This window comes from Thermalbibacter longus, assembly GCF_023806485.1.
GTDB classification, from domain to species: domain Bacteria; phylum Chloroflexota; class Chloroflexia; order Thermomicrobiales; family Thermomicrobiaceae; genus Thermalbibacter; species Thermalbibacter longus.
The window spans coordinates 33299-54341 of sequence record NZ_JAMSLR010000007.1 but is presented as its reverse complement, the minus strand read 5'-3'; the positions used below and the strand labels follow the sequence as shown (position 1 = coordinate 54341).

At 67.1% G+C, this 21043-nt stretch carries 22 protein-coding genes; 12 read left to right on the top strand and 10 right to left on the bottom strand.

All coding sequences use genetic code 11. The features are described from left to right. Positions 1 to 3 precede the first annotated feature (3 nt). Positions 4 to 462, bottom strand: a complete 459-nt coding sequence (locus NET02_RS10665) for a Fur family transcriptional regulator (RefSeq protein ID WP_284057397.1) — start codon at positions 460 to 462, stop codon at positions 4 to 6. Positions 463 to 640: 178 nt separating this feature from the next. Between NET02_RS10665 and NET02_RS10660 the strand changes: the two genes are divergently transcribed. From NET02_RS10660 to NET02_RS10625, 8 genes are all read left to right on the top strand, one after another. Continuing rightward, a complete protein-coding gene (locus NET02_RS10660) occupies positions 641 to 1342 on the top strand; it encodes a PRC-barrel domain-containing protein (RefSeq protein WP_284057396.1) in 702 nt (233 codons plus the stop codon). Between the two features lie 402 nt (positions 1343 to 1744). After that, positions 1745 to 2152: a TadE/TadG family type IV pilus assembly protein gene (locus tag NET02_RS10655; protein WP_284057395.1), complete on the top strand. Its 408-nt coding sequence runs from the start codon at positions 1745 to 1747 to the stop codon at positions 2150 to 2152. 11 nt (positions 2153 to 2163) lie between these two features. After that, positions 2164 to 2601 carry a TadE/TadG family type IV pilus assembly protein gene (locus NET02_RS10650; RefSeq protein WP_284057394.1) on the top strand — a complete coding sequence of 146 codons (438 nt, stop codon included), beginning with the start codon at positions 2164 to 2166 and terminating at the stop codon, positions 2599 to 2601. A gap of 43 nt (positions 2602 to 2644) precedes the next feature. Next, positions 2645 to 4222 carry a pilus assembly protein TadG-related protein gene (locus NET02_RS10645; RefSeq protein WP_284057393.1) on the top strand — a complete coding sequence of 526 codons (1578 nt, stop codon included), beginning with the start codon at positions 2645 to 2647 and terminating at the stop codon, positions 4220 to 4222. Positions 4223 to 4872: 650 nt separating this feature from the next. Next, positions 4873 to 6075 carry a flagellin N-terminal helical domain-containing protein gene (locus NET02_RS10640; RefSeq protein ID WP_284057392.1) on the top strand — a complete coding sequence of 401 codons (1203 nt, stop codon included), beginning with the start codon at positions 4873 to 4875 and terminating at the stop codon, positions 6073 to 6075. A gap of 541 nt (positions 6076 to 6616) precedes the next feature. Further along, entirely contained in the window at positions 6617 to 7105 is a 489-nt protein-coding gene (locus NET02_RS10635) for an archease (protein WP_284057391.1), read from the top strand. Positions 7106 to 7169: 64 nt separating this feature from the next. Then, complete coding sequence (locus tag NET02_RS10630) at positions 7170 to 8624, top strand: RtcB family protein (RefSeq protein ID WP_284057390.1); 1455 nt, start codon at positions 7170 to 7172, stop codon at positions 8622 to 8624. 268 nt (positions 8625 to 8892) lie between these two features. Then, positions 8893 to 9567, top strand: a complete 675-nt coding sequence (locus tag NET02_RS10625; RefSeq protein WP_347711035.1) for an HAD family hydrolase — start codon at positions 8893 to 8895, stop codon at positions 9565 to 9567. A 165-nt stretch (positions 9568 to 9732) separates the two neighbouring features. Here NET02_RS10625 and NET02_RS10620 read toward each other — a convergent pair whose 3' ends face one another. Together NET02_RS10620 and NET02_RS10615 are read right to left on the bottom strand one after the other, a co-directional pair. Continuing rightward, positions 9733 to 10131, bottom strand: coding sequence for a DUF2283 domain-containing protein (locus tag NET02_RS10620; RefSeq protein ID WP_284057388.1), 399 nt, complete (start codon positions 10129 to 10131; stop codon positions 9733 to 9735). Between the two features lie 238 nt (positions 10132 to 10369). Next, complete coding sequence (locus NET02_RS10615) at positions 10370 to 11737, bottom strand: M20/M25/M40 family metallo-hydrolase (RefSeq protein ID WP_284057387.1); 1368 nt, start codon at positions 11735 to 11737, stop codon at positions 10370 to 10372. Positions 11738 to 11862: 125 nt separating this feature from the next. On the opposite strand from NET02_RS10615, the gene NET02_RS10610 reads away from it, so the two are divergent. Both NET02_RS10610 and NET02_RS10605 read left to right on the top strand, forming a co-directional pair. Next, positions 11863 to 12249, top strand: a complete 387-nt coding sequence (locus NET02_RS10610) for a hypothetical protein (RefSeq protein WP_284057386.1) — start codon at positions 11863 to 11865, stop codon at positions 12247 to 12249. Between the two features lie 90 nt (positions 12250 to 12339). Next, positions 12340 to 13437 carry a quinone-dependent dihydroorotate dehydrogenase gene (locus NET02_RS10605; RefSeq protein WP_284057385.1) on the top strand — a complete coding sequence of 366 codons (1098 nt, stop codon included), beginning with the start codon at positions 12340 to 12342 and terminating at the stop codon, positions 13435 to 13437. A 10-nt stretch (positions 13438 to 13447) separates the two neighbouring features. Here the strand turns inward: NET02_RS10605 and NET02_RS10600 are convergent, their stop codons facing one another. Next, on the bottom strand, positions 13448 to 14809 hold the full coding sequence (locus NET02_RS10600; protein WP_284057384.1) for an MFS transporter: 1362 nt from the start codon (positions 14807 to 14809) through the stop codon (positions 13448 to 13450). A 173-nt stretch (positions 14810 to 14982) separates the two neighbouring features. On the opposite strand from NET02_RS10600, the gene NET02_RS10595 reads away from it, so the two are divergent. Both NET02_RS10595 and NET02_RS10590 read left to right on the top strand, forming a co-directional pair. Then, positions 14983 to 15549, top strand: a complete 567-nt coding sequence (locus NET02_RS10595) for an O-methyltransferase (RefSeq protein WP_284057383.1) — start codon at positions 14983 to 14985, stop codon at positions 15547 to 15549. Between the two features lie 40 nt (positions 15550 to 15589). Then, entirely contained in the window at positions 15590 to 15916 is a 327-nt protein-coding gene (locus NET02_RS10590) for a GYD domain-containing protein (RefSeq protein WP_284057382.1), read from the top strand. A gap of 48 nt (positions 15917 to 15964) precedes the next feature. Here NET02_RS10590 and NET02_RS10585 read toward each other — a convergent pair whose 3' ends face one another. The 6 genes from NET02_RS10585 to NET02_RS10560 all read right to left on the bottom strand — a co-directional run bounded on the left by NET02_RS10585 (position 15965) and on the right by NET02_RS10560 (position 20912). Further along, a complete protein-coding gene (locus NET02_RS10585) occupies positions 15965 to 17218 on the bottom strand; it encodes a pilus assembly protein TadG-related protein (protein WP_284057381.1) in 1254 nt (417 codons plus the stop codon). A gap of 134 nt (positions 17219 to 17352) precedes the next feature. Next, the gene (locus NET02_RS10580; RefSeq protein WP_284057380.1) at positions 17353 to 17802 is read right to left on the bottom strand and encodes a TadE family protein; all 450 of its coding nucleotides are present in this window, start codon (positions 17800 to 17802) and stop codon (positions 17353 to 17355) included. After that, positions 17799 to 18284 (bottom strand): TadE/TadG family type IV pilus assembly protein, encoded by a 486-nt coding sequence (locus NET02_RS10575; RefSeq protein WP_284057379.1) that lies wholly within the window; start codon positions 18282 to 18284, stop codon positions 17799 to 17801. Before NET02_RS10575 ends, NET02_RS10580 begins: the two co-directional genes overlap by 4 nt. 295 nt (positions 18285 to 18579) lie before the next feature. After that, positions 18580 to 19884, bottom strand: a complete 1305-nt coding sequence (locus NET02_RS10570; protein WP_284057378.1) for a pilus assembly protein TadG-related protein — start codon at positions 19882 to 19884, stop codon at positions 18580 to 18582. A gap of 127 nt (positions 19885 to 20011) precedes the next feature. Continuing rightward, positions 20012 to 20425 carry a TadE/TadG family type IV pilus assembly protein gene (locus NET02_RS10565; protein ID WP_284057377.1) on the bottom strand — a complete coding sequence of 138 codons (414 nt, stop codon included), beginning with the start codon at positions 20423 to 20425 and terminating at the stop codon, positions 20012 to 20014. Positions 20426 to 20438: 13 nt separating this feature from the next. Continuing rightward, positions 20439 to 20912, bottom strand: a complete 474-nt coding sequence (locus tag NET02_RS10560; protein WP_284057376.1) for a TadE/TadG family type IV pilus assembly protein — start codon at positions 20910 to 20912, stop codon at positions 20439 to 20441. Positions 20913 to 21043 lie beyond the last annotated feature (131 nt).

Genomic DNA, 21043 nt, shown 5'->3' with positions numbered 1-21043 from the left:
GGCTCAGGGAAGCCCGGCCGGCGAGCGCGTTGGCGCAGATGCCTGCTGGCAGGTCGCGCAGATGCCGAAGAGCTCGAGCCAGTGGCCGTTGATCTGGAATCCGGTCTGGGAGACTGCGGCGGCGATCAGCTCCTCGACGTTGCAGCCGTTGAAGTCCGCGACGGCGCCGCACTGTGAACAGACTACGTGGTGATGGTGATCGACACCGGCGAGCACATAGCGGTGGAGTCCGGACGGGTGGTGGACGCGGTCGAGCACGCCGATTTCGACGAGGAGGTCGAGCGTGCGGAAGACGGTGGCCCGGCCGGGAGGGGAGGTGCTCTGATGCAACTGGCTGAGCAGTTCCTCGGCTGAGAACGGGCCGTTCTGGGACAGGACAGAGCGGACGATCAGCCGGCGGGGCTGGGTGACCCGCAGCCCGAGCTCCTGGAGTCGTTCGAGGATTTCCGCTTCGGCGAGCATTGCAGACGACCTCCGTCCTCGATTATACGAGGGCCGGTGTGGCCGTAACTTGACAGTACGATATACTACAGGCACCACGGTCTCCTAGCTCACATACTCCCAGAGCGTGGTCATTGCCTGAACAGTGGCGGGTGGCCCGGCCATTTCAGCCGGGAGTGCGCACGGAGAGGAAGACGAGATGCAGATCGAACTGGGCAAGCCGGTCGTCAGCAAGGACGGTGAGCGCGTCGGGCGGGTCGACCGGATCGCGCTCGACTACGACACGCGCGAGGTCGAGCAGATCATCGTCCACCAGGGAGTACTGCTCACCCGGGATCGGATCGTCGACCGCGACCTGATCGAGCGCGTGGAGGACGACGGCACGGTACGATTAGCCATCACGGCAGCAGAGGTGGAGCGGCTGCCGGAGTTCGTGGAGGCGGAGTTCGTCCGTCCGACGGAAGAGGATCTTCGCTCACTGCCCTATGTCCTCCCCGGGGTTCCCGTCGCAACCGGCGCGACGATCCTCTGGACCTCGGCCGCCACCCGGCGATCAGGCTCCGAGCAGCCATACCAGGAGTTCGACCCGGCCAGCGGCCCGCTCATCGGCCCGGCAGTAGCGCCGGATACCCCGCTCGAAGCGCGATCCAATCTGCCGGAGGATACGCTGCTGATCGGTCGCGGAACCGATGTCCTCGATCGCGAGGGGGAGAAGCTCGGCAGGGTGGAGGAGGTAGAGACCAACGAAGACGGCGAGGTCGTCGCCTTCGTCGTGCGGGCTGGCCTGCTTCTCCATCACGATATTCGAGTCCCGATCGACTGGGTGTCGTCAGTGACCAGCGAAGAAGTGCACCTGCGACTGAGCGCCCAGGAGATCGAGTCGCAGGGGCAGCCGAGCTGAGAACCGGGCGCTCAACGCCTCGAGAGACGACCGGCCGCTCGCACTGGTGCTGAGCCCTCGAGCCGGTGTCAGCGCGAGCGGCTGGAGGACTCCTCCTGGCTCTTCCCGCTGCTCTAGTGCTGCCTGCAGAGCTCGCGCCGGCATCGAGGAGACTGGCCAGGTGATCGGCGCCGCGCCCAAGCGGTTCCTGTCTCGCCCTGGCCCGGATGGCCATGACCGGGTACCCGTGCGTCCGTCACGATAGTACGAAAGTACCTGGGACCATGCATCAGGATATGGTATTCTGCAAGCGAATTGCCGGTGCTTTGTTCACGACGTGCTCAGTCTAGTCCGCTTGTCTGGGTGCTCGACATATATCTGGGAAAAGAAATACGTGACATGTGCGCTTGGATGTTTCCTTCTATGCGTCGCTCCGTGCAGCGGCTGACCGGGCAATCGCTGGTCGAGTTCGCCTTAGCTCTCCCGCTGCTGGTGCTCCTCGTCGCCATCACCGCGGACGTGGGCCGTGCCTTCACCGCCTACATCGAGCTCGGCAACATGGCGCGCGAAGGCGCCCGCTACGGCGCGATCTCTCCCGCGACCGCCGTCGACTCGGCCGGGATCCGCAACGCCGCGATCGGCGAAGGGACGACGATCTTCGGGATGACCCCGACCATCCAGAGCAGTACCGGGACGGAGACGAGGAATTCCCAGACCTACCGGTACGTCACGGTGACCGCGCGGCTCGACTTCGAGCCGTTCATCCAGTTCCCGCCGATCCCCGCCTCGATCCCGATCGAGCGCGAGGTCACGATGATGGTGCTGCGATGAGGAGCCGCTTCTTGACTCACCATCGCAGAGCGCGCGGGCAGAACCTGGTCGAGTTCGCCCTGGTCGTCCCGGTCTTCCTGCTATTCCTGTTCGGGACGCTCGAGTTCGGCTGGCTCCTCTACGTCGACCACCAGGTCACCAACGCGGCGCGCGAGGGCGCCCGGTGGGCCGCCGTCCACGGCACGCGCTGCGAGGCAGCCCCACCCTGCCAGCTCGCGACCACCGCCCGGGTCGAGCAGGCGATCCTCGACCGCGTAGCACTGCCTGATCCCGATGCGTTGACGGTGACGCTCGAGATCCTCAACGATGCCAATGCGAACGGCAAACCTGATCCCGACGAGCGGGTGCGCGTTCAGGTCAGCTATCCGTTCGAGCCGCTGATCGGCTATGCGCTTCCGGTTACCGGGTGGAACCTGAGCGCCAGCAGCACGATGCGCGTTCACTACTGAGAGACCTGCTTTCGAGTTGTGCGTGGTTTTCGAGGAGCGAGACATGGTTCGAGAACGACATCACCGATTTGAAGGACAAGTGCTCGTCTTGATGGCCATCACGATGGTGGTCATGCTCGGCTTCACGGCGATGGCTGTGGACGTCGGGCACTTGCTGGGCGCGCGCCGCACGGCCCAGAACGCCGCCGACGCCGCCGCGCTGGCCGGTGCCCGCCTGCTGATGGCGGGCCGAAGCGATCCGGAGATCCAAGCGGCCGTCGCTGACTACGCTAACCGCAACCTCACCGACAGCGTGCGGATTACGGCGAGCGACGTCCGGATCGATCGCACGGCCAAGACCGTGCGCGTGGAACTGACGACCGACGTGGAGCGCTTTTTCCTCGGTGCCGTCTACACCGGTGATTGGCTCGCCAGCGCGCAGGCCGTGGCCAAGGTCGGAGCCGAGCCAGGCGACTACGCGCTGCTGGCCCTGGATGAGGACAATCCTACGGCGATCAACCTGATCGGTAACGTCGATATCCACGTCGTCGGCGGGGGCGCGATGTCGAACGGTGGGATGCGCTGCGTGGGGAACGGGTCGCTCCATGCTGATAGCACGGTCGACGCTCACCTCGTGCCTGGGTTCAGCCAGACGGGGAACTGCCAGTTCCAGGGGGCGCAGGGGCGAAACGGCGGCATGCCGGTGGTGGAGGATCCGTTGCGCAACATGCCCGCACCGCCACGTCCGACTGTGCCAGCTCAGGTCAATCCAGCCGTGGTTAACCCGCCCTACCCGTGTGACAACCAGGCTCCATGGGTCTTCTCGCCGGGCCGCTACCGCCAAAACGTGACCTGCTCAGGAAATGACAATCTGACCTTCCAGGCGGGCACCTACCGGTTCGAGCGCGCCGTCAGTTACTCTGGCAACGGCACGGTCACGCTGAACTCGGGCTTCTACCAGTTCGACTCCGGCTTCTCCGTCTCGGGCAACGCGACTGTCGTGCTTCACCCAGGCACCTACGTGTTCCGGGGTGGAGCGTTCAGCATCACCGGCAATGCCTCCGTGCGGTTGCTCTCCGGACAGTACAATTTCTTCTTCATCAACAGCTCGTTCCTGAATACCGGAAACCTTCAGTTCAGCGGAACGTCTCCGGGCCAGATCAGCTTCTACATGCAGAACAGTGACTTCGCGACGACTGGCAACAGCGATACGACGCTCTTCCCTGGCATCTACTACTTCGACGGTGGCACGTTCCGGCTGATTGGCAACCAGACGATCGTCGGCCAGGACGTGCTCTTCTACCTGGCAAACGGGGCCCGGATGGACGTGGTCGGCAACACGTCATACCGTCTCGCGGGCTCGACCACGCCGCTTTACCCCGGCATGCAGCCCGGCCTGACCATCTTCCAGGAGCGTGGTAACACGTCGACGTTTCGAATGGTCGGCAACAGCGGCGCCTTCATCCAGGGCATCGTCTACCTGCCGGACGCTCCGTTGGAACTCAGCGGCAACGCCTCCGGCACCTGGGCCGAGGGCCAGCTCATCGTCGACCAGCTCCGGAACAATGGCAACACCGATGCCGAAGTCAGATATCGCCAGTACGTAAACATCGATTTGCCTGCCGTCTGGCTGATCGAGTAGCTCGACGTGACGGTGCGGGTAAGCTCTACGCCTGGTCGGCCAGCCTGAGGCCGGGGCGGGCGCTGGCCGCCTACCCACGTGCTTGTCCGAGGCGCTTAGAGCGCGAGCGACCATTCGTCTCGCCACTCGCAGATGCCTCTAGACCTTCGGATTTCGTCCACCCTACCCGTCGAGTTCGCTCGTGCCGATGCAGATTTCCCCCGTGCGGCCGCGACCTCGCCGGAGGTCATGCGTGCGCGCGCCGGCACGTACGGATACCCGCCAGGAGTTGGCAGAACGTGTCTCCTGGAGATGCGCGCAGGACGGCCCGTTCTTCGGGCGTTTAACCCCCAGCCCCGACGCCCACTCGACCAGGTGCTTCGCCCTGGCGAGTTGGCCTTGGCCCGTGAGCGCGGGGCTCCAGGCCAGCGCAGGACGGCGTTCGGGACGAGCGGAGGTAAGCAGAGACACGAGACGGATCGAGCCCCGGAAGCCTCGGGGGTAAAGTTTCCGGCCACCTTGCCGATACACCTTTGCAGAAGGGAGGAACGACCGCCTGGTAGGCGGCACGCAAAGGTCAACCGGGAGCGACGCCGCACGGTCGCGAGATTGATCCAGCATGAAGCCGGCGCAGGGAGGTGCCGGCGAGAAACTGGCAGAGGAGGCCATCGATGCGGATCTACAACAACGTCAACGCGGTCAACGCCCAGCGGAACCTCAGCATCACCGGGTTCGCGCTGGCCAAGTCGATCGAGAAGCTCTCGAGCGGCCTGCGCATCAACCGCGCGGCCGACGACGCGGCCGGGCTGTCGATCAGCGAGAAGCTGCGCGCGCAGGTGCGAGGCCTGGCTCAGGCAATGCGCAACGCGCAGGACGGCATCTCGATGATCCAGACGGCCGAAGGCGCGCTGAACGAAGTCCACTCGATGCTCCAGCGCATGCGCGAGCTGGCGGTGCAAGCCTCTAACGACACACTGTCTACTGAGGACCGCCAGGCGATCAACCGCGAGCTGCAACAACTTCAGACGGAGATCAATGCCATCTCGAGCCGGACGACCTTCAACGGCAAGCAGTTGCTTACCGGTTCGCTCGTGACTCAGGTGGATGCCACGAGCGAACTCAAGGTCGGCACGACGCTGACTGGTGGCACCGATACTGCTCACGTCTACGCGCTCGATGTCTCCGCGGCCGCACCGGGCAGGACCTACACGTTCGCCTACAACGCGACGACCGACCAACTTACCCTGACTCGCAGCGGTGACAACGTCTCGCAGACAATCGTGCTGAACGCGATCGCGGCCGGTGGAAGCCAGACCCTCAACTTCGGCGAACTCGGCGTCAGCCTGACGATCACGAGTACAGGCGGCATCACGGCCGATAACCTCGGCACTGCGCTGACGACGGCCGCGACGGACAGCATCCTGACCGCAAGCACCAGTGGATCCGCGAACTTCCAGGTCGGGGCCAACCAGGGCGACTCGATGACCGTCAGCTTCGCGTGGGTTGAGATCGCGTCTGCTGACCCCGATCTTGACACGCGTTTTTCAGATCTGTACACCGCGCTTAACAGCTTCGACTCGAGCCAGAGCGTGGGAAACGCGCAGGCGCTGATCACAGCGGTCGACGGCGCGATCGTAGCGGTCAACGAAGTGCGCTCGACGCTCGGCGCGGCGCAGAACCGGCTCGAGCACACGATCGCCAACCTGGGCGTGGCCCACGAGAACCTGCTGGCCTCGGAGAGCCGCATCCGCGACGTGGACATGGCGGCCGAGATGGTCAACTTCACGCGCGGCCAGATCCTGCAGCAGGCAGGCATCGCCGTGCTGGCCCAGGCCAACACCATCCCGCAGTCGGTGCTGCAGCTCCTCCGCTAGCGCACGTCGGCGCGCTGACCCTGCCCCGGCCGGATACCCGGCCGGGGCAGTTGGCTTTGTGCCCCGCGCCGCGCGAGCCGGGGCGCCGCTTCGATCGCGAGAGCCGGCCGGCGCTCACCGGCCGTCCCAGCCGCGCCCGAGCCGGCGGAGCAGTCGCCGGCCAGGCGCGGTCGCTCCCTGAGCCTGCCGCCTCCCCCTCGCCCTGCTGGCTCCACCGACGGGGCGGGTCCCGGCCCGCCCACGTGGCGGCGGCTGGGCTCGGGCTGCTTCAACCGGGGAGCCACTCGTCCGGGGGGCGCCGCCGCGCCGGTGGCGAACGTGTGCCCGCCCGAACCGCCGTGCGAGCAGCAGGCTCGGGGTATTGACATCGGGGCACGGGCATGCTACTATGCTGGCAGGTCCCGATGGTTCGCGGGAGGGAAATCGAAAGCCGCAAGGCGAGTAGAGAGTACCGAACAAGGATCGTCGGGGCCTCGTCGTTTTCTCCCCTTAGATCTTTCGCTGGATCCGCGGCACTGGCGGTACAATTGGATATCTGGTCATGATCGTTCGTCGGGCGCGCTGGGGCGCAGCCGGTGCTGCGGCTGAGGGAGAGCGGGGAGCCGTGCCGTACGAGTACCTCGAGCACCAGGCCGACATCGGACTCGAGGCCACCGGTGCCACGTTAGAGGAAGCCCTCAGCGACGGGGTGACCGGGCTGCTCCACCTGCTCGTCGACGTGGAGACGGTCGAGCCACGGGAGGAGGTCCCCGTTCAGGCGAGCGCCGACGACCCCGGCGCTCTCTTCGTCTCCCTGCTGAACGCCGTGCTGGCGGCGATCGACCTGCACGGCATGTTCTTCCGGGAATTCCGGCTCATCCGCGTCGAGCAAGAAGATGGGCAGTGGGTGGCCGAGGGCGTGCTAGCCGGCGAGCCGATCGACCTCGGCCGCCATGCGGTCGAGATCGAGGTCAAGGCGGCCACGTACGGCGGCTTCTTGGCCGAGCACACCGGTCAAGGCTGGCGCTTCCGCTGCGTCCTCGACCTGTAGCGATCCAGAGCACTGCGCGCTGAGGATGAAGACGCGTCCGTCGTGACCAGGGAGGGATGCTGCTATGAGCGTCAAAGCGCTGGTACGCAAGATCCACGACTATCTGTTCGAGATCCCGCCTCAAGGGCGCATGCGCGTGCCCGCCCGTCTCTTCATCGACGAGCGGGCGCTGCGCGAGCTGACGGAGCAGAGTAGCCAGGAGTGGAACGCGCTAGAGCAGCTCAAGAACGTGGCCACGCTGCCGGGCATCCAGAAGGCGGCGATGGCGATGGCCGACATCCACCCCGGCTACGGCTTCCCGATCGGCGGAGTGGCGGCCTTCGACCCGAAAGAGGGGGTCATCAGCGTCGCTGGCGTGGGTTTCGATATCAACTGCGGCGTGCGCTGCCTGCGAACCACGCTCTTCCGCAAGGACCTGGAGGGGAAGGAAGAGCAGCTCGCCGACACGATGTACCAGGTCATCCCGGCCGGGCTGGGCAGTACCGGCGAGCTCAAGCTCAACACCAAGGAGATCGACCGGGTGCTACGTGAGGGGGCGCACTATGCCGTCAGCCTCGGCTACGGCCGGGAGGACGACCTGACCTACATCGAGGAGACCGGCCGGTTGCCTGACGCCGACCCGTCGGTCGTCAGCAATACGGCCAAGCAGCGGCAGCTCGCGCAGGTCGGCACGCTCGGCTCGGGCAACCACTACGTCGAGGTGCAGGTGGTCGACCAGATCTACGATGCCGAGGCTGCCGAAGCCTACGGGCTGGAGCTGGGGCAGATCGTCATCATGCTCCATACCGGTAGCCGGGCACTCGGCCACCAGATCGGCACCGACTACCTACCCTTCCTCGACAAGGCAACGAAGAAGTACGGGATCGAGGTGCCCGATCGCGAGCTGGTCTGCGCGCCGATCGACAGCCCCGAGGGCCGGCAGTACTACCGGGCGGTGATGGCCGGCGCTAACTGCGCCTTCGCGAACCGGCAGGTGCTGGCCCACCTCGTGCGCGAGGCGTTCTGGAAGGCGCTCCGGGTGCCCGACACCGCCATCGAGACGCTCTACGAGGTGGCGCACAACACCGTGAAGTTCGAGGTGCACGAGGTGGACGGCGAGCGCAAGCGCCTGCTGGTTCACCGCAAGGGCTCGACCCGCGCGTTCGGGCCCGGCCGGCCGGAGCTGCCCGAGCGGTACCGGCAGGTCGGGCAGCCGGTGCTGGTCGGCGGCACGATGGGTACGGCCAGCTACATCCTGCGGGGAACCGAGCAGGGGATGCGGGAGACGTTCGGCACGGCGCTGCACGGCGCCGGGCGGGCGAAGTCGCGCCGGGCCGCCAAGAAGGCCTACCCGGCCGACGAGATCGTGCGCCGGCTGCGCGAGCAGGGCATCATCGTCCGCGCCCACGGCAAGGCCTCGATCAGCGAGGAGGCGCCGGGTGCCTACAAGGACGTGGATCACGTGGTCGACGTGATGTGCAAGGCCGGCATCGTCGCCCGGGTGGCCCGGCTGAGACCGATCATCTGCCTGAAGGGCTAGCGCTCGCGCCGTGCTCGCCCCTGGCTCTTCGGGGGATGAGCAAGGCAGAACCCGATTGCCCGCCGGTTAACGGCTAGCTTGCCGCACCTGCTGAACTGGCAGCCGGCCAGCGTCACAACGAGATGGCAACCTAGCGGGCTTGGCTCGCGTGCCACGGCGCGGCTAGGCTAGGAGCGTCGTCAGGCGCTCGAAGAGAGGGGGCCACGCGATGGCCACGAGAGACCAGTCGCCGGGGCCGGCGACGCGAGACCCGAGCGATGCCGGGCGGATGGGGCCAGCCTTCCTGTTCGACCTCGACGGCACGCTGGTCGACTCGGTCTACCAGCACGTGCTCGCCTGGCGGGAGGCGCTGGAGTCGGCGGGGATCGAGCTGGCGGTATGGCGTATCCACCGGCGCATCGGGATGAGCGGCGGTCTCTTCCTAAGCGCGCTCTTGCGGGAGACCGGCCGGCCGGTCACCCCGGAGGAGGTCGAGCGCATCCAGCGCGTCCATGCCGAGGCCTACGCCCGCCAGGTGGGGCAGGTGCGACCGCTGCCCGGCGCCCGCGAGCTGCTGGCCTACCTGACCGACATCGGCGTACCCTGGGCCATCGCCACCAGCGGGCGGATGGAGAGCGCGCGCCTCACCCTCGAGCTGCTCGAGGTGAGGCCTGACGTACCCGTGGTCACGCGTGACCAGGTGCGGCATGCCAAGCCGGACCCGGACCTGTTCCTGGCTGCAGCCGAGCGCCTCGGGGTGCCGATCACCGAGGCGGTCGTGGTCGGGGACTCCATCTGGGACATGCTCGCCGCGCGCCGGGCGCGGGCGCTGGGCGTGGGGCTGCTCTCCGGCGGCTACGGCCAGGCGGAGCTGGAGGTGGCCGGGGCGTATCGCGTCTACCAGGACCCGGCCGACCTGCTGCGGCACCTGGACGAGGTCGGGGTACGCACCTTCGTCTACTAGCCGGGTCGAGGCTGATCACCTAGCGGGCGATGCAGAGCTGGCGACGAACCCAACGGTCGCTCGCTCCGCGCGTTCGTTCAGCGCGGGGTAGATACTCGGGCGCTCCTACTGCTGCTCGTCTTCGCAGATCCAATCGCCGGGCCCACCGGGCCGCTGGGGGAGCCATCAGGTGCTGCCACTGGGGGAGCTCAGCTCGTAACCCTCGCCGCGGCGAGGGAGAATGACGGCCAGCAGCGTGCCCTGTTCGTCCAGCTCCATTGCCAGCCGGACGGAGACCGAGCGGGCCTGCCGGCTTGCCTGGGCCAACGGTTCGGGGACGAGCCGCAGGTAGGCGCTCGCGGTGCCGAGGCTCAGCCATTCGGGGAAGCCAGTGCGCTCCTGCCAGGGACAGAAGGCCTGTCGAAGGTCGAGGCCGGGAGGCGCGCTGATCTCGAGTCCGAGCAGACGTCCCTGCTCACCGAGGTCGAGGATCCCGGTCCCCTCGACTGTGCGAGCGGCCGGCCGCGGCTCGGGCCCGAGGACGAGCCGCAGCGCGTTCTCTCGCGGCTGGTAGGTCAAGCGCACAGTGTCCTCCTGCCGGCTCTCGCTGCCGCCCCCAAGCCTAGCACCAGAAGCCGCGACGTGCCCGAGGGGCGTGGCCCTGAAGCCCCCGCCCCTTCGATCGTTCTCGCGCCGCCCTTCGCATCCCGGGAGCGGTCGGGGCGACCGGCCGGTCGCCCCGACAAGAGGTCTGGTTCAGCGTTCTGGTGATCTATCGAATCCCCGGCGTCCGACCGGGTCGATTCCGAAAGAGCTCCGGCGCCTACAGCTCGGGCAGGCGGAGCATCACTCTCGCCGTGTGCTTAACCCCGTCCACGAAGTCGCTCAGCCGGATGTGCTCGTTGGGCGCGTGGGCCCGCGAATCGGGATAGCCGATCCCAGCGTTGGCGATCGGCACCCGCAGCACCCGCACGAACGGATCCATCGGCCCCGAGCCGCCGCTCATCGGATGGATCACCGGCTCCTTGCCGTACACCTCGCGGCCGGCCTCGGCGACCATCTGGACGAACGGGTGGTCGGGATCCACGCGCGCCGCCGGGTAGCCGCAGTGCTCGATGATCTCGATGTCGCCGAAGCCCTGCTCCTCGAGGTGGCGGCGCAGCTTGACTCGCAGGTCCTCGGGCCGCTGCTCCGGTACCAAGCGGAAGTCGACCTTGGCCATCGCCTCGGCCGGCAGCACGGTCTTGGAGCCTGGCCCCTGGTAGCCAGAGGCGATGCCGGAGATGGTGCACGTCGGCTCGAAGATCTGCCGGCGCTTCAGCTCGAGCCCGCTCGCGCCCAGCAGGAACTCGCGGATGCCGTAGGTCTGCTTGAGCTCCTCGTCCTGCTCCGGCGCGGCCGCGAGCAGCTCCAAGTCGCGCTGCGAGGGCGGGCGCACGTCGTCGTACCAGCCCGGGATGCGGATGCGCTCGTCCGGCCCCTTGAGCGTGGCGAGCGCCCAGATCAGCCGCCAGGCGGCGTTCGGGAAGATCGAGCCGCCCTGGCCGGAGTGCGCGTCCCGGCTCATGCAACGTGCCCGGAGTTCGACATAAAAATCGCCGCGCATCCCCAGGTACATCTGCGGGCGCCCCTCGTAGTCGACGCGCCCCGACTCCCAGAGGCAGGCATCGGCCTGGAACCGGTCGGCGTTGGCTTCGATGAAGGCCGGCAGGCTGACCGAGCCGATCTCCTCTTCGCCCTCGATCATGAAGATAACGGAGCAGGGTAGCTCGCCGTAGACGGCGCGGAGCGCGGCGATGGCGGCCAGCCGGCAGACGATGTGGCCCTTGTCGTCGGCGACTCCGCGGGCGTACAGCTTGCCGTCGCGCAGCGTCGCCTCGAAGGGCGGGGAGTCCCAGAGCTCGAACGGCTCGGCCGGCTGCACGTCGTAGTGGTTGTAGCAGAGCAGGGTGCGCGGGCTAGCCCCTTCGGCCCGGCCGTAGACGACCGGGAAACCACTGGTGGGGAGCACCTCGGCCTGGATGCCGTACTTCTCGAGCAGGTCTCGGACGGCGCTCGCCGTCTCGTCGATCGCCCTCGCCTGTGCCGAGACGGTCGGCAGCGCGCAGAGGGCGGCGAGATCGTCCAGGAACGCCTGCAGGTTGTCCTCGATATAGCGGTCGAGCTCGGCCAGCCGGCTGTCTCTGCTCACTCCGGTCACTCCTCTCCCTGAACTCCCGAGCATCCCCCCGCCAGGATATACCTCATTGCCGGGGCGGGGAAGAGCGTGGCGCGCTCGGCAACCGGGCCGGGCTGGAGCGACTACACTAGGATGCGGTGTGGGCGGTCGCCCTGGGTGACCTCGATCGATCGGAACGCGCCGTGCTGCCGACGCATCGCCTGGTCCGCACCTATCGCGGGCACGAGATCTACCTGCGCCAGCCCGGCTTCGAGTTCACGCCGGTGATGCTGGGCAAGGTCGCCTCGTATCTGGTGGCGTGGGCGGAGGGCCTGGCAGCGTTCGCCTTCATGTACCCGCTGCTCGCCCAGGTCGACGAGCAGGACTTCAGCGAGGAGCGGCTGCTGGATCAGGCGGTTCAGCTCATCGAGTTCTGGATCGAGGAGGACCGGCTCCGGAACCGGAGCGAGTACACCTTCGAGTACCGTGGCCGCGCGTTCGTCGAGGTCGTGGATCCGCGCTGGTGGGTGAAGGTGCTGTGGTAGAGAAGGAGCACGGCCGGCCTGTCGTCGCTCGCGCGCGAGCCACGAGGCCGGGCATCGTGATGCTAGGAGAGCGGTGAGGATAGCAGCTCGATGACCGGTTGGTACGAGCACGTGGTCTACCCAGGGCTCGCCCGGCTCGACCCGGAGCGAGCGCACCGGCTGGCGCTGCGCGGGCTGTTGGCGTTCGACCGGCTGCCCGGCGGCTGCCGGCTGCTGCGCCAGCTCTGTGACCCGCCCGTCGATGACCGGCTGGCCGTCGACTGCCTGGGCCGCCGGTTCCCGAACCCGCTGGGGCTGGCAGCCGGCTTCGACAAGGACGCCGAGGCGGTCGGCGCGCTGCTGGCGCTGGGGTTCGGATTCGTCGAGGTGGGCACGGTGACGCCGCGCCCGCAGCCGGGCAACCCACGGCCCCGGCTCTGGCGCCTGCCGGAGGAGCGCGCGCTGGTGAACGCGCTCGGCTTTCCCAGCGCCGGGATGGCCGCGGTTCGGGCGCGACTGGCCGGCCGGCGCTTTCCCGGCGTGGTCGGGGTCAACCTGGGCAAGAACCGCGAGACGCCCCTCGAGCGGGCCACGGAGGACTACGTCGCGGTGCTGGCGGCGCTCTGGGACGTAGCAGACTACCTGGTGGTCAACGTCAGCTCGCCGAACACGCCCGGCCTGCGGGAGTTACAGGCGCGCGCGGCATTGGTCGAGCTGCTCCAGGCGCTCGGTGACGAGAACCGGCGCCTGGCGCGCCTGCGCGGGCTGCGCCCGCGGCCGCTGCTCGTGAAGGTCGCGCCGGATCTGGACCTCGGTGGGCTGGAGCAGGTGATCGAGGCGGCGCTCGAGGGTGGCGCGCAGGGGCTGGTGATCGCCAACACCAGCACCGATCGCCGGCTCCTCTGTCGACCGGCCCCGGATCTCCCCGGCGGTATCAGCGGCCGCCCGTTGCGGGCGCGCGCCACCGAGCTGACCCGCGAGGCCTACCGGCGAGCCGGTGACCGTCTAGCCATCATCGGGGTGGGCGGGATCGGCTCGGCCGAGGACGCGGTCGAGCGGCTGCGCGCCGGGGCCAGCCTGGTGCAGCTCTACACCGCCTTCGTCTACGAGGGCCCCGCGTTACCGGGTCGCATCCTCCGCGGCCTTCTGGCCTACCTTGAGCGGGAGGGCCTCCGCTCCGTCGAGCAGCTCGTCGGCGTCGACGCCTGAACGGTGCCGATCAATCGGCCGCACCAGCCGAGGCAGCGATCTGCTCGAGCGGTCGGCCGCGGGTCTCCTCGCCCAGGACCAGGACGTTTACCGCGGTGAGCGCGAAGACCGCCATGAACAGCCCGAACACGGCAGGCTGGGAGAGCCCGCCGCTGGTAAGCAGCCAGGGGGTGAGGTAGGGCGCGATGATCCCGGCCAGCCGCCCGAAGGCCGCGGCCGCGCCGGCGCCGAAGCCGCGCATCGGCGTCGGGTACAGCTCCGGCGTGTAGGTATAGACGACGCCCCAGGCGCCCAGGTTGAAGAACGAGAGCAGGCAGCCCCACAGCACCAGGATCGGGTCGCTCCCGGCGTTGCCGAGCAGCCAGGCCGCGATGGCCGAGCCGAGCAGGTAAGCCACCAGCGTGGGCCGGCGTCCCCAGCGATCGACCAGGTAGGCCGCGGAAAAGTACCCCGGAATCTGGGCCAGCGTGGTGATGAAGACGTAGCTGAAGCTCCGGGCGATCTCCAGGCCTCGATCCACGAGGAGCTGCGGCAGCCAGGTGAAGACGCCGTAGTACGAGAAGACGATACCGAACCAGAGAACCCAGAGCATCAGCGTGCGGCGCGCGAGGTCGCGGCTCCAGAGTGCCAGCAAGCGTGACCGGATAGCCTCCCGCCGGGCCGGGCGGGCCATCTCTGGTTCCAGCGGCGCGCTTCCAGCACCAGCAGCCGCCTCGAGACGGCGGACAACGGCGACCGCCTCCTCGTGGCGGCCGGCCAGCTCCAGGTAACGCGGCGACTCTGGCAGGCGCCGGCGCAGGTAGAGCGCGTAGAGCGCCGGCAGCGCGCCGATGAAGAACGCGACGCGCCAGCCCCACTCCGGGAGCGCGGGGACGACCACCAGCCCGATCACCGCGGCCAGGATCCAGCCGTAGGCCCAGAAGCTCTCGAGGATGACGAGCATCCGGCCGCGGCTCCCGGCCGGTGCGAACTCGCTCACCAGCGTCGAGGCGACCGGCAGCTCACCGCCCAACCCGAGGCCGACGAGGAAGCGGAAGGCCAGCAACGAGGGCAGGTTCCAGGCTAGCCCGCTCAGCAGGGTGGCGATGCTATAGGTCAGCAGCGTGGCCATGAAGAGCGGACGTCGCCCATAGCGGTCGGCCAGCCGGCCGGCCACCAGCGCTCCGAGGAACATCCCCAAGAAGCCGGCGGAGGCGATCAACCCGAGCTGGGTGCGCTCCAGCCCCCAGTCGCGGCCGATGCCGACGAGCACGAAGCCGACCAGGCCCACGTCCATGGCATCGAACATCCAGCCCAGCCCGCTGAGCAGGACGATGCGCCAGTGTTCCCTGGTGGTCGGGATCGCTTCGAGACGGTCGCTCACGGTGACCATGTCCGGCCTGCCTCCTCGCTCGGTGGATGAGACGCCACGGCTCGTCCCGGCTGCGAACGGCCTGGTCCTCTCATCGTCGCGCCACCTCTCATCCTAATCTCCGGCGCCAGTCTCGCGCTACCTGCCCACTCGGGGTATGATCGTGGTCAACTCAGGTACGCGAAGGAGCGACGATGATCGACCCGGCTCGCAAGGCGTTCCTCGACCACCTGCACGCCTGGGGGCGCGAACACGGTGGCATGTGGAACCTGAACCCCGAGGCGGCCCAGGCGCTGCACCTGCTGGCGCTAGCCATCGACGCCCAGCGGGCGCTGGAGATCGGCGGCTCGAACGGGTATTCGACGATCTGGCTGGCGGACGCGCTGGAGCGGACCGGCGGGCACCTGATCTCACTGGAGGCCGATCCGCGCAAGGTCGCGATGGCGACCGCGAATCTGCAGCAGGTCGGGCTGCTCCACCGGGTGCGGATCGTGCTCGGCGATGCGCGCCAGACGGTGCTCGCGCAGCCCGGCCCCTTCGACCTCGTCCTGATCGACGCCGACAAGGAGTCCTACATCCACTATCTCGAGGCGGTGCTGCCCAAGCTGAGGCCAGGCGGGCTGATCATGGCCGACAACGTGCGCTCGCACGCCGGAGAGCTCCGAACGTTCCTGGAACGGGTGCGGTCCGACCCGCGGCTAGATACGGTCGAGCTGCCCTTCGGGCCAGGGCAGCTCCTGGCTTGCTGGCTCCCGGCGTAGGCATCGGGAACACGCTCGGCGGACGGAAAGGAGGCACAGAATGCCGCTCTATATCATGCTCAGCACGCTGACCGATGACGGGATGGAGACGCTGCACGAGCACCCGCGGCGCATCAAGGAGGTGAACGAGGAAGTCGAGAAGATGGGAGCGAAGGTGCTCCAGCAGTGGGCCGTTCTGGGGCCGTACGACTTCGTCAACCTGGTCGAAGCTCCCGACAACGAGACGATCGCGCGGGTGTCGGTCGCGCTGGGCGCACGGGGCACGGTGAAGTTGATGACGCTGCCGGCTATTCCGATCGACGAGTTCATTGCTGGCCTGGAGGCCGGCGTCGAAGAGGACGAAGACGACGAGAGCGAAGGGGAGTGAGGGCGCGCGGCCCACACCCCGCCTCGCGGCCTAGCCAGCAGCCGGCGCCTACTCGATCAGATAGACCTGTTTCGGGCCGGCGGTGTAGCTGCTGCCGGTCACCAGGTTGATCGTGACGTCGCCGTGCAGCTTGATCGTACGGCCGACGACCATGCCGTTCACCACCTGGGAATCGGCATTGCCGCCGAGATCGACGTGCGAGCAGGGCGCGTAAACCGCCCCGGTGATGACCATGTCGCCGTTGCCGTCGAGCTTCAGGCTCTCGTTGCAGGTCGCCAGCCAGATGACAATGTTCTTCCAGGCGGGGTCACTCGTGTGGGTCAGCTCGATCGTGGCGTTCCCCGGGACGAACAGCCCGTTGGGCCCGCGGAAGTACAAGAGAACGCCGTTTCCGCTGATGGAGCCGTTGCCGATGATCTCCAGCGTGCCCTCGAAGCAGTACACGCCGGGCAGGAGGGTGATGTTCCGTTTTCGGACGTTCCCTGTGTAGCGTCCGGGCTCGAGCACGACCGGCTCGTTGGGCGGGCCAGAGGGGGGCTGCTGCACCGGCATGCTGTCGCAATCCGGCGCACTGACAGCAGCGAACGGGTCTTCGATTTCCCCCTGGCCGCCGGCTACGTCGCCCTCGACGTGGAATCCGGTGGGGAGCTCTTCGATGTTCCCCATCGCGCCGAGGTTACCCCAGACGGTGGCTTGGATCGAGCTGCCACTTCCTGAAAACGTAATGTCGGCGTTCGACCCGATGCTGCCGCACCCTGGGGCCGGTGGGCTACAGGTAATGGTCAACGTGTTGTTGCCGTTGAAGTCGATGCCGTTGTAATCGGGCAGCTTGCCGAGAGCGATCATCGCGTACGGGCCGGTCTCCGGGTTGATGCTGGTCACGGCGTTGGCGTGTACCGACCAGTCGCCGGTGTAAAGCACTCCGAGGAAGAAGCGTGGTAGCTCCCGCGTGATCTCCACTCGCACCTGCGTCGACGTGGCCTCCGCCTCGATCTGGACGTCCGGGTCGGACGAGGCGTAGCCGTAGATCTGGGCTGCGTAGTCGAGCGCTCCGGCCTCGGCCTGAGCTCTTGACTTCCCCTGGCTCAAGAGCCGCCCGCCGTAGAGCGCCGAGGCGTCGGCCGCGTTCTGCACGGCGCGCCGCTCGGCTAGCAGGAAGCCCGCATCGATAGCGAGCCCCAGGAACCCCACCAGGACTGTGAGCATGAGCGCAAAGAGAACCATGACCTGCCCAGTGCCGGCATGCCGGCCAGCGGCGGCCAAGAGACGACCCCGTGTGCTGGCGACAATCGATGCCCGCATAGACGTTCCTCCCGAGGGCGAGGTCTCCCCAAAACGCTTCCGTGGATACCCCTGTCTCGGCACATGTCTCCTCGGGGGCAACCCGTGGTTACCCATTCTCCCGAAGGGGCAACCGCGCGTGGTTGCCCGTTTTCTCAATAGTGGATGCGCATCTCGCTCGTGGCCTCCAGCTCGATCGGGTCGATGCCGAAGATCATGCCGATGACCGGCTCGAACTGATAGCTCACCTGGATCGAGACGACCTGGCCAGGCGCGTTGCCGCCGTCGTTCCAGGCCGGCGAGACGGTCAGGTCGGCGGGGTCGAGCCCGGCAGTGCGGTCGAGCACGTACTCGATGACCGCGTCCTCGTCACCGGGGCCGAGCTGCTCATCTGGATCCGGGTGTAGCGCGCCGTGGGCGACCATGTAGCGCACTCCCTCCCGGGCAGCGCTGTTGACCTCATGGTAGGTGAAGAGCAGCCGCCCGCCCTCGATGATGCCGAAGGTGAGGAGCAAGAACGGCAGCGCGACGAGCGCGAACTCGATAAGTGTCTGGCCGGCGAGCTGCTGGCGGGACACGCGCATGCCCTCCGCGATCGCGCTCATAGCGGGCACTCGAATCCCTGCGGGACGTACTGGATGCGCATCGTCGCCTGGCGCTGGATGTCGAACCCGGGAAAGACCGGGACGAAGAGCGGCTCGAAGTCGAAGCTGACGGTCGCGCGAGCCGCGCAGTCGCCGACGGCGGTGTTCGGGTCGTCTTGAATCAGTTCTGCGGTCACGTCGGGCCCGGCGGTTCCGTTGAAGACGAAGGCGAGCACCTGGTCATTGAGCTCATCCTCAGCCGCAGCGACCATGCCGGCCTCGATCTCGTGCTCCTCGTCGACCGCTGGGTCCATGATCGGCCCGATGGTGCCGTATTGGGCCGCTGCGCGGGCGATGTTGCCCATGACGATCCACGCGGAGAAGGCACGCGCGCCGTCGACCGCGAGGCCGAGCATCAGGACGAGCGTTGTGGCCAGGAGCGCGAACTCGACCAGGGACTGGCCGGGTCTAGCATGGTGGTGGCCGGGGCGTGCGAACGTCATGGCGTGGCCGAACCCCCTGCCCTCGCGCTGCTCGGTCTCACATCGCCATCATGGGGAGTTCTAAGGTCACGGAACAGAGCCCATTGGTCCTAACCGTGGATAGGCTGGTATGGCTACTCTGGTGCATGAATTGTGAGGGGAAGGTGTGGGCGAGATGACTGATCCACGCCATGTGTCCTGTTCGCTGTTGGGCGTGGCAGCAGAAGCTTGGCATTAACAGGAGCAGGCAACCCCAAGGCTCGGGGCCCTGGGGCTGATAGCGGCCATAAAGACGTACGGCGCAGCAGGTCCCGGACTACTTGATCAAGTAGACGCGAGAGGGATCTGCGGTGCTCTCCGGGTCAGCCTCCAGGTTAAGTACCGCGTCGCCCGTGATGGTGATGTCACGGGCGATTACGCGACCCGTCAGGACAGGGGTATCCGACGTGCCCGCTAGCGTGACACTTGCGTTGGGAGCGTAGATGGTGCCGACTAGCTCGTTTTCGACATGCCCGTTCAGCGTCAATGAGTTCGAGTTGGCGATCCAGATCACCACCTTCTCATCGCAGAGCCCACTATTTATCCCGTTAAGCGCACTGCAGGTCAATGACGGCGCGGCGCCAGCGGCCTGCAGCTGTAACTTGGCACCGCCGTTGAGTCTAAGCTCTCCTTGACTTCCCGTGAGGTAGATCACCACGCCTCCGGCGGGGAGGGCACCCGGCGCAGTGCCGGAGCTGTAGGACGCGTCCACGCTTCTGATGAAGCCGTTGCTCTTGACGGTTATGCGTTTTTCGAAGCAGTAGACCCCAGGGAGCAAGCTGATCCCCTTGTATCCATTCGATGGAAAGTTTGTGTAGCGTCCAGGCTTCAAGATGACGTAATCATTGTTTCCGGGGAACTGCGGGTCGGGGAGCGGCGCTGGGTTCGTCGTCAGAGAGGTACAGGCCGGCGGAGTCAGGCCAGCCAGTGGGTTGGGGATAGGAGGAATCGCGCCGTGGACCGAGTACCCGCCGTCCACCTCGATCTCAGCTCCTCCGTTGTACACCACTTCGCGGACTGCCTCCGCGTTGCCACCGTTCACGTCGACCGTGAGGTTGTTTGCCCCGCTGACCCGGATACAGTTGTTCGACCCGATACTCCCGTTGTGGATCACGACTGTCCCGCTACCCTGGAAGCGTATCCCGGTGTTCGGAGCGTTGCAGTTATTCCCCTCAGCCAATGCCAGCAGCGCGAATGGGCCTGTCTGGCTAGCGTAGCGCGCTACCGCCTCGGCTGAAACCGCCCACTCGCCGGTGTAAAGCGCTCTGATGAAGAATGGCTGCACCTCATGTTGCACGGTGGCTATTACCCGGTCAGGAGATGTCTCGGAGGGCTCATAGACCACCGCTATCTCTGTGCTCGGGAACCCATCAGGATAGTCGTCCGACGGTGCTACAACGGCAACAGCTGCAGCGGTCGCCACATCAGTCGATTTTCCTTGAGCAATAAGTCTGGCAGCTGCTAGTGCTACGGCATCGGCAGCATTCTGTGCTCGGCGCCGCTCGCTGATGAGATATCCCGCGTCGACTGCTAGGCCGAGGAAGCCGAACAGGACGACCGCCATCAGTGCGAAGAGCACCATCGTCTGCCCGGTATGGGCGGGGCGGCGCAGGGCGCCGGCCACGCCAGCCGCCAGCCCGCGGAGCTTCAACATCCTTGGGCGACATCGGTTTCGCATCGTGTCCTCCCCCTCGCCGCGCACAGCCAGGTCAATAATGGATTCGCATCTCGCTGCGGGCCGACAGCGTGATCGGGTCGGCGCCCAGCACCATCCCGACGATGGGTTCGAATTCGTACTGAACCGTTACCTCGACGCGCTTGCCCGGCTCGTTGCTGCCATCGAGCCAGTCGGCGGAGATCTCCAGCGCTCCAGGATCGAGCCCGGCGGTCTTGCTGAGCACGTAGTCCTCGACTTCGTCGGCGTCGCCGGGCGCCAGCGGGTCATCGGCGAAAGCCCCGTGGGCCACCATGTACCGGCTGCCTTCCCGCGCGGCGTTCTGGATCTCGTGGTAGGTGAACACCAGCCGGCCGCCCTCGATAATCCCGAAGACCAGCAGGAAGAAGGGGAGCGCGATCAGCGCGAACTCGACGGTCGATTGGCCGAAAAGACGATGCGCGCGCACGAGCGACTCCTCGCTACGTCGAGCACGAATATCCGGGCGGCACGTACTGGATCCGCATCTGAGCCTTGCGCTCGAGCGTGATGCTGTTCGGGATCGGCGGGATCTGCAAGATCGGCTCCAGGTCGTAGGTGACCGTCACCCGGGCCAGGCAGTCGTTGCCGGTGACCCAGTCCGCGGTGACGGTGGGCGTGGAACCGAAGATCGACGGCTGCTCAGCCAGGGCAGCCGCTCGCATGTCTTCCTCGACCTCGCTCACACTGATGCCGTCGCTCGAGGAGGGATCCACGAGGGGGACGATCGTGCCGTACTGGGCGCCGGCGCGGGCCATATTCCCCATCGCGATCCAGGCGGTGAAGGCGCGACCGAGGTCGACGGCGCCGGCTAGCATCAGCACCAGGATCAAGCCGAGCAGCGCGAACTCGACGAGCGCCTGCCCGTGGCGCCGCTGGTGTGGTCTCGGTGCTGGCGATCGTCCTCTGCCTGCCATCCGCGATCGTCCTAGTGCTCTAGGCCTATGCGCTATGTCTATCATATGACTTTCAGGGGGTACGCCATAGAGCCAAAGGTACTATTCGCTGTCTGCCGTTCGTTCCCACCACAGAAGCGATGCCGCTGCCA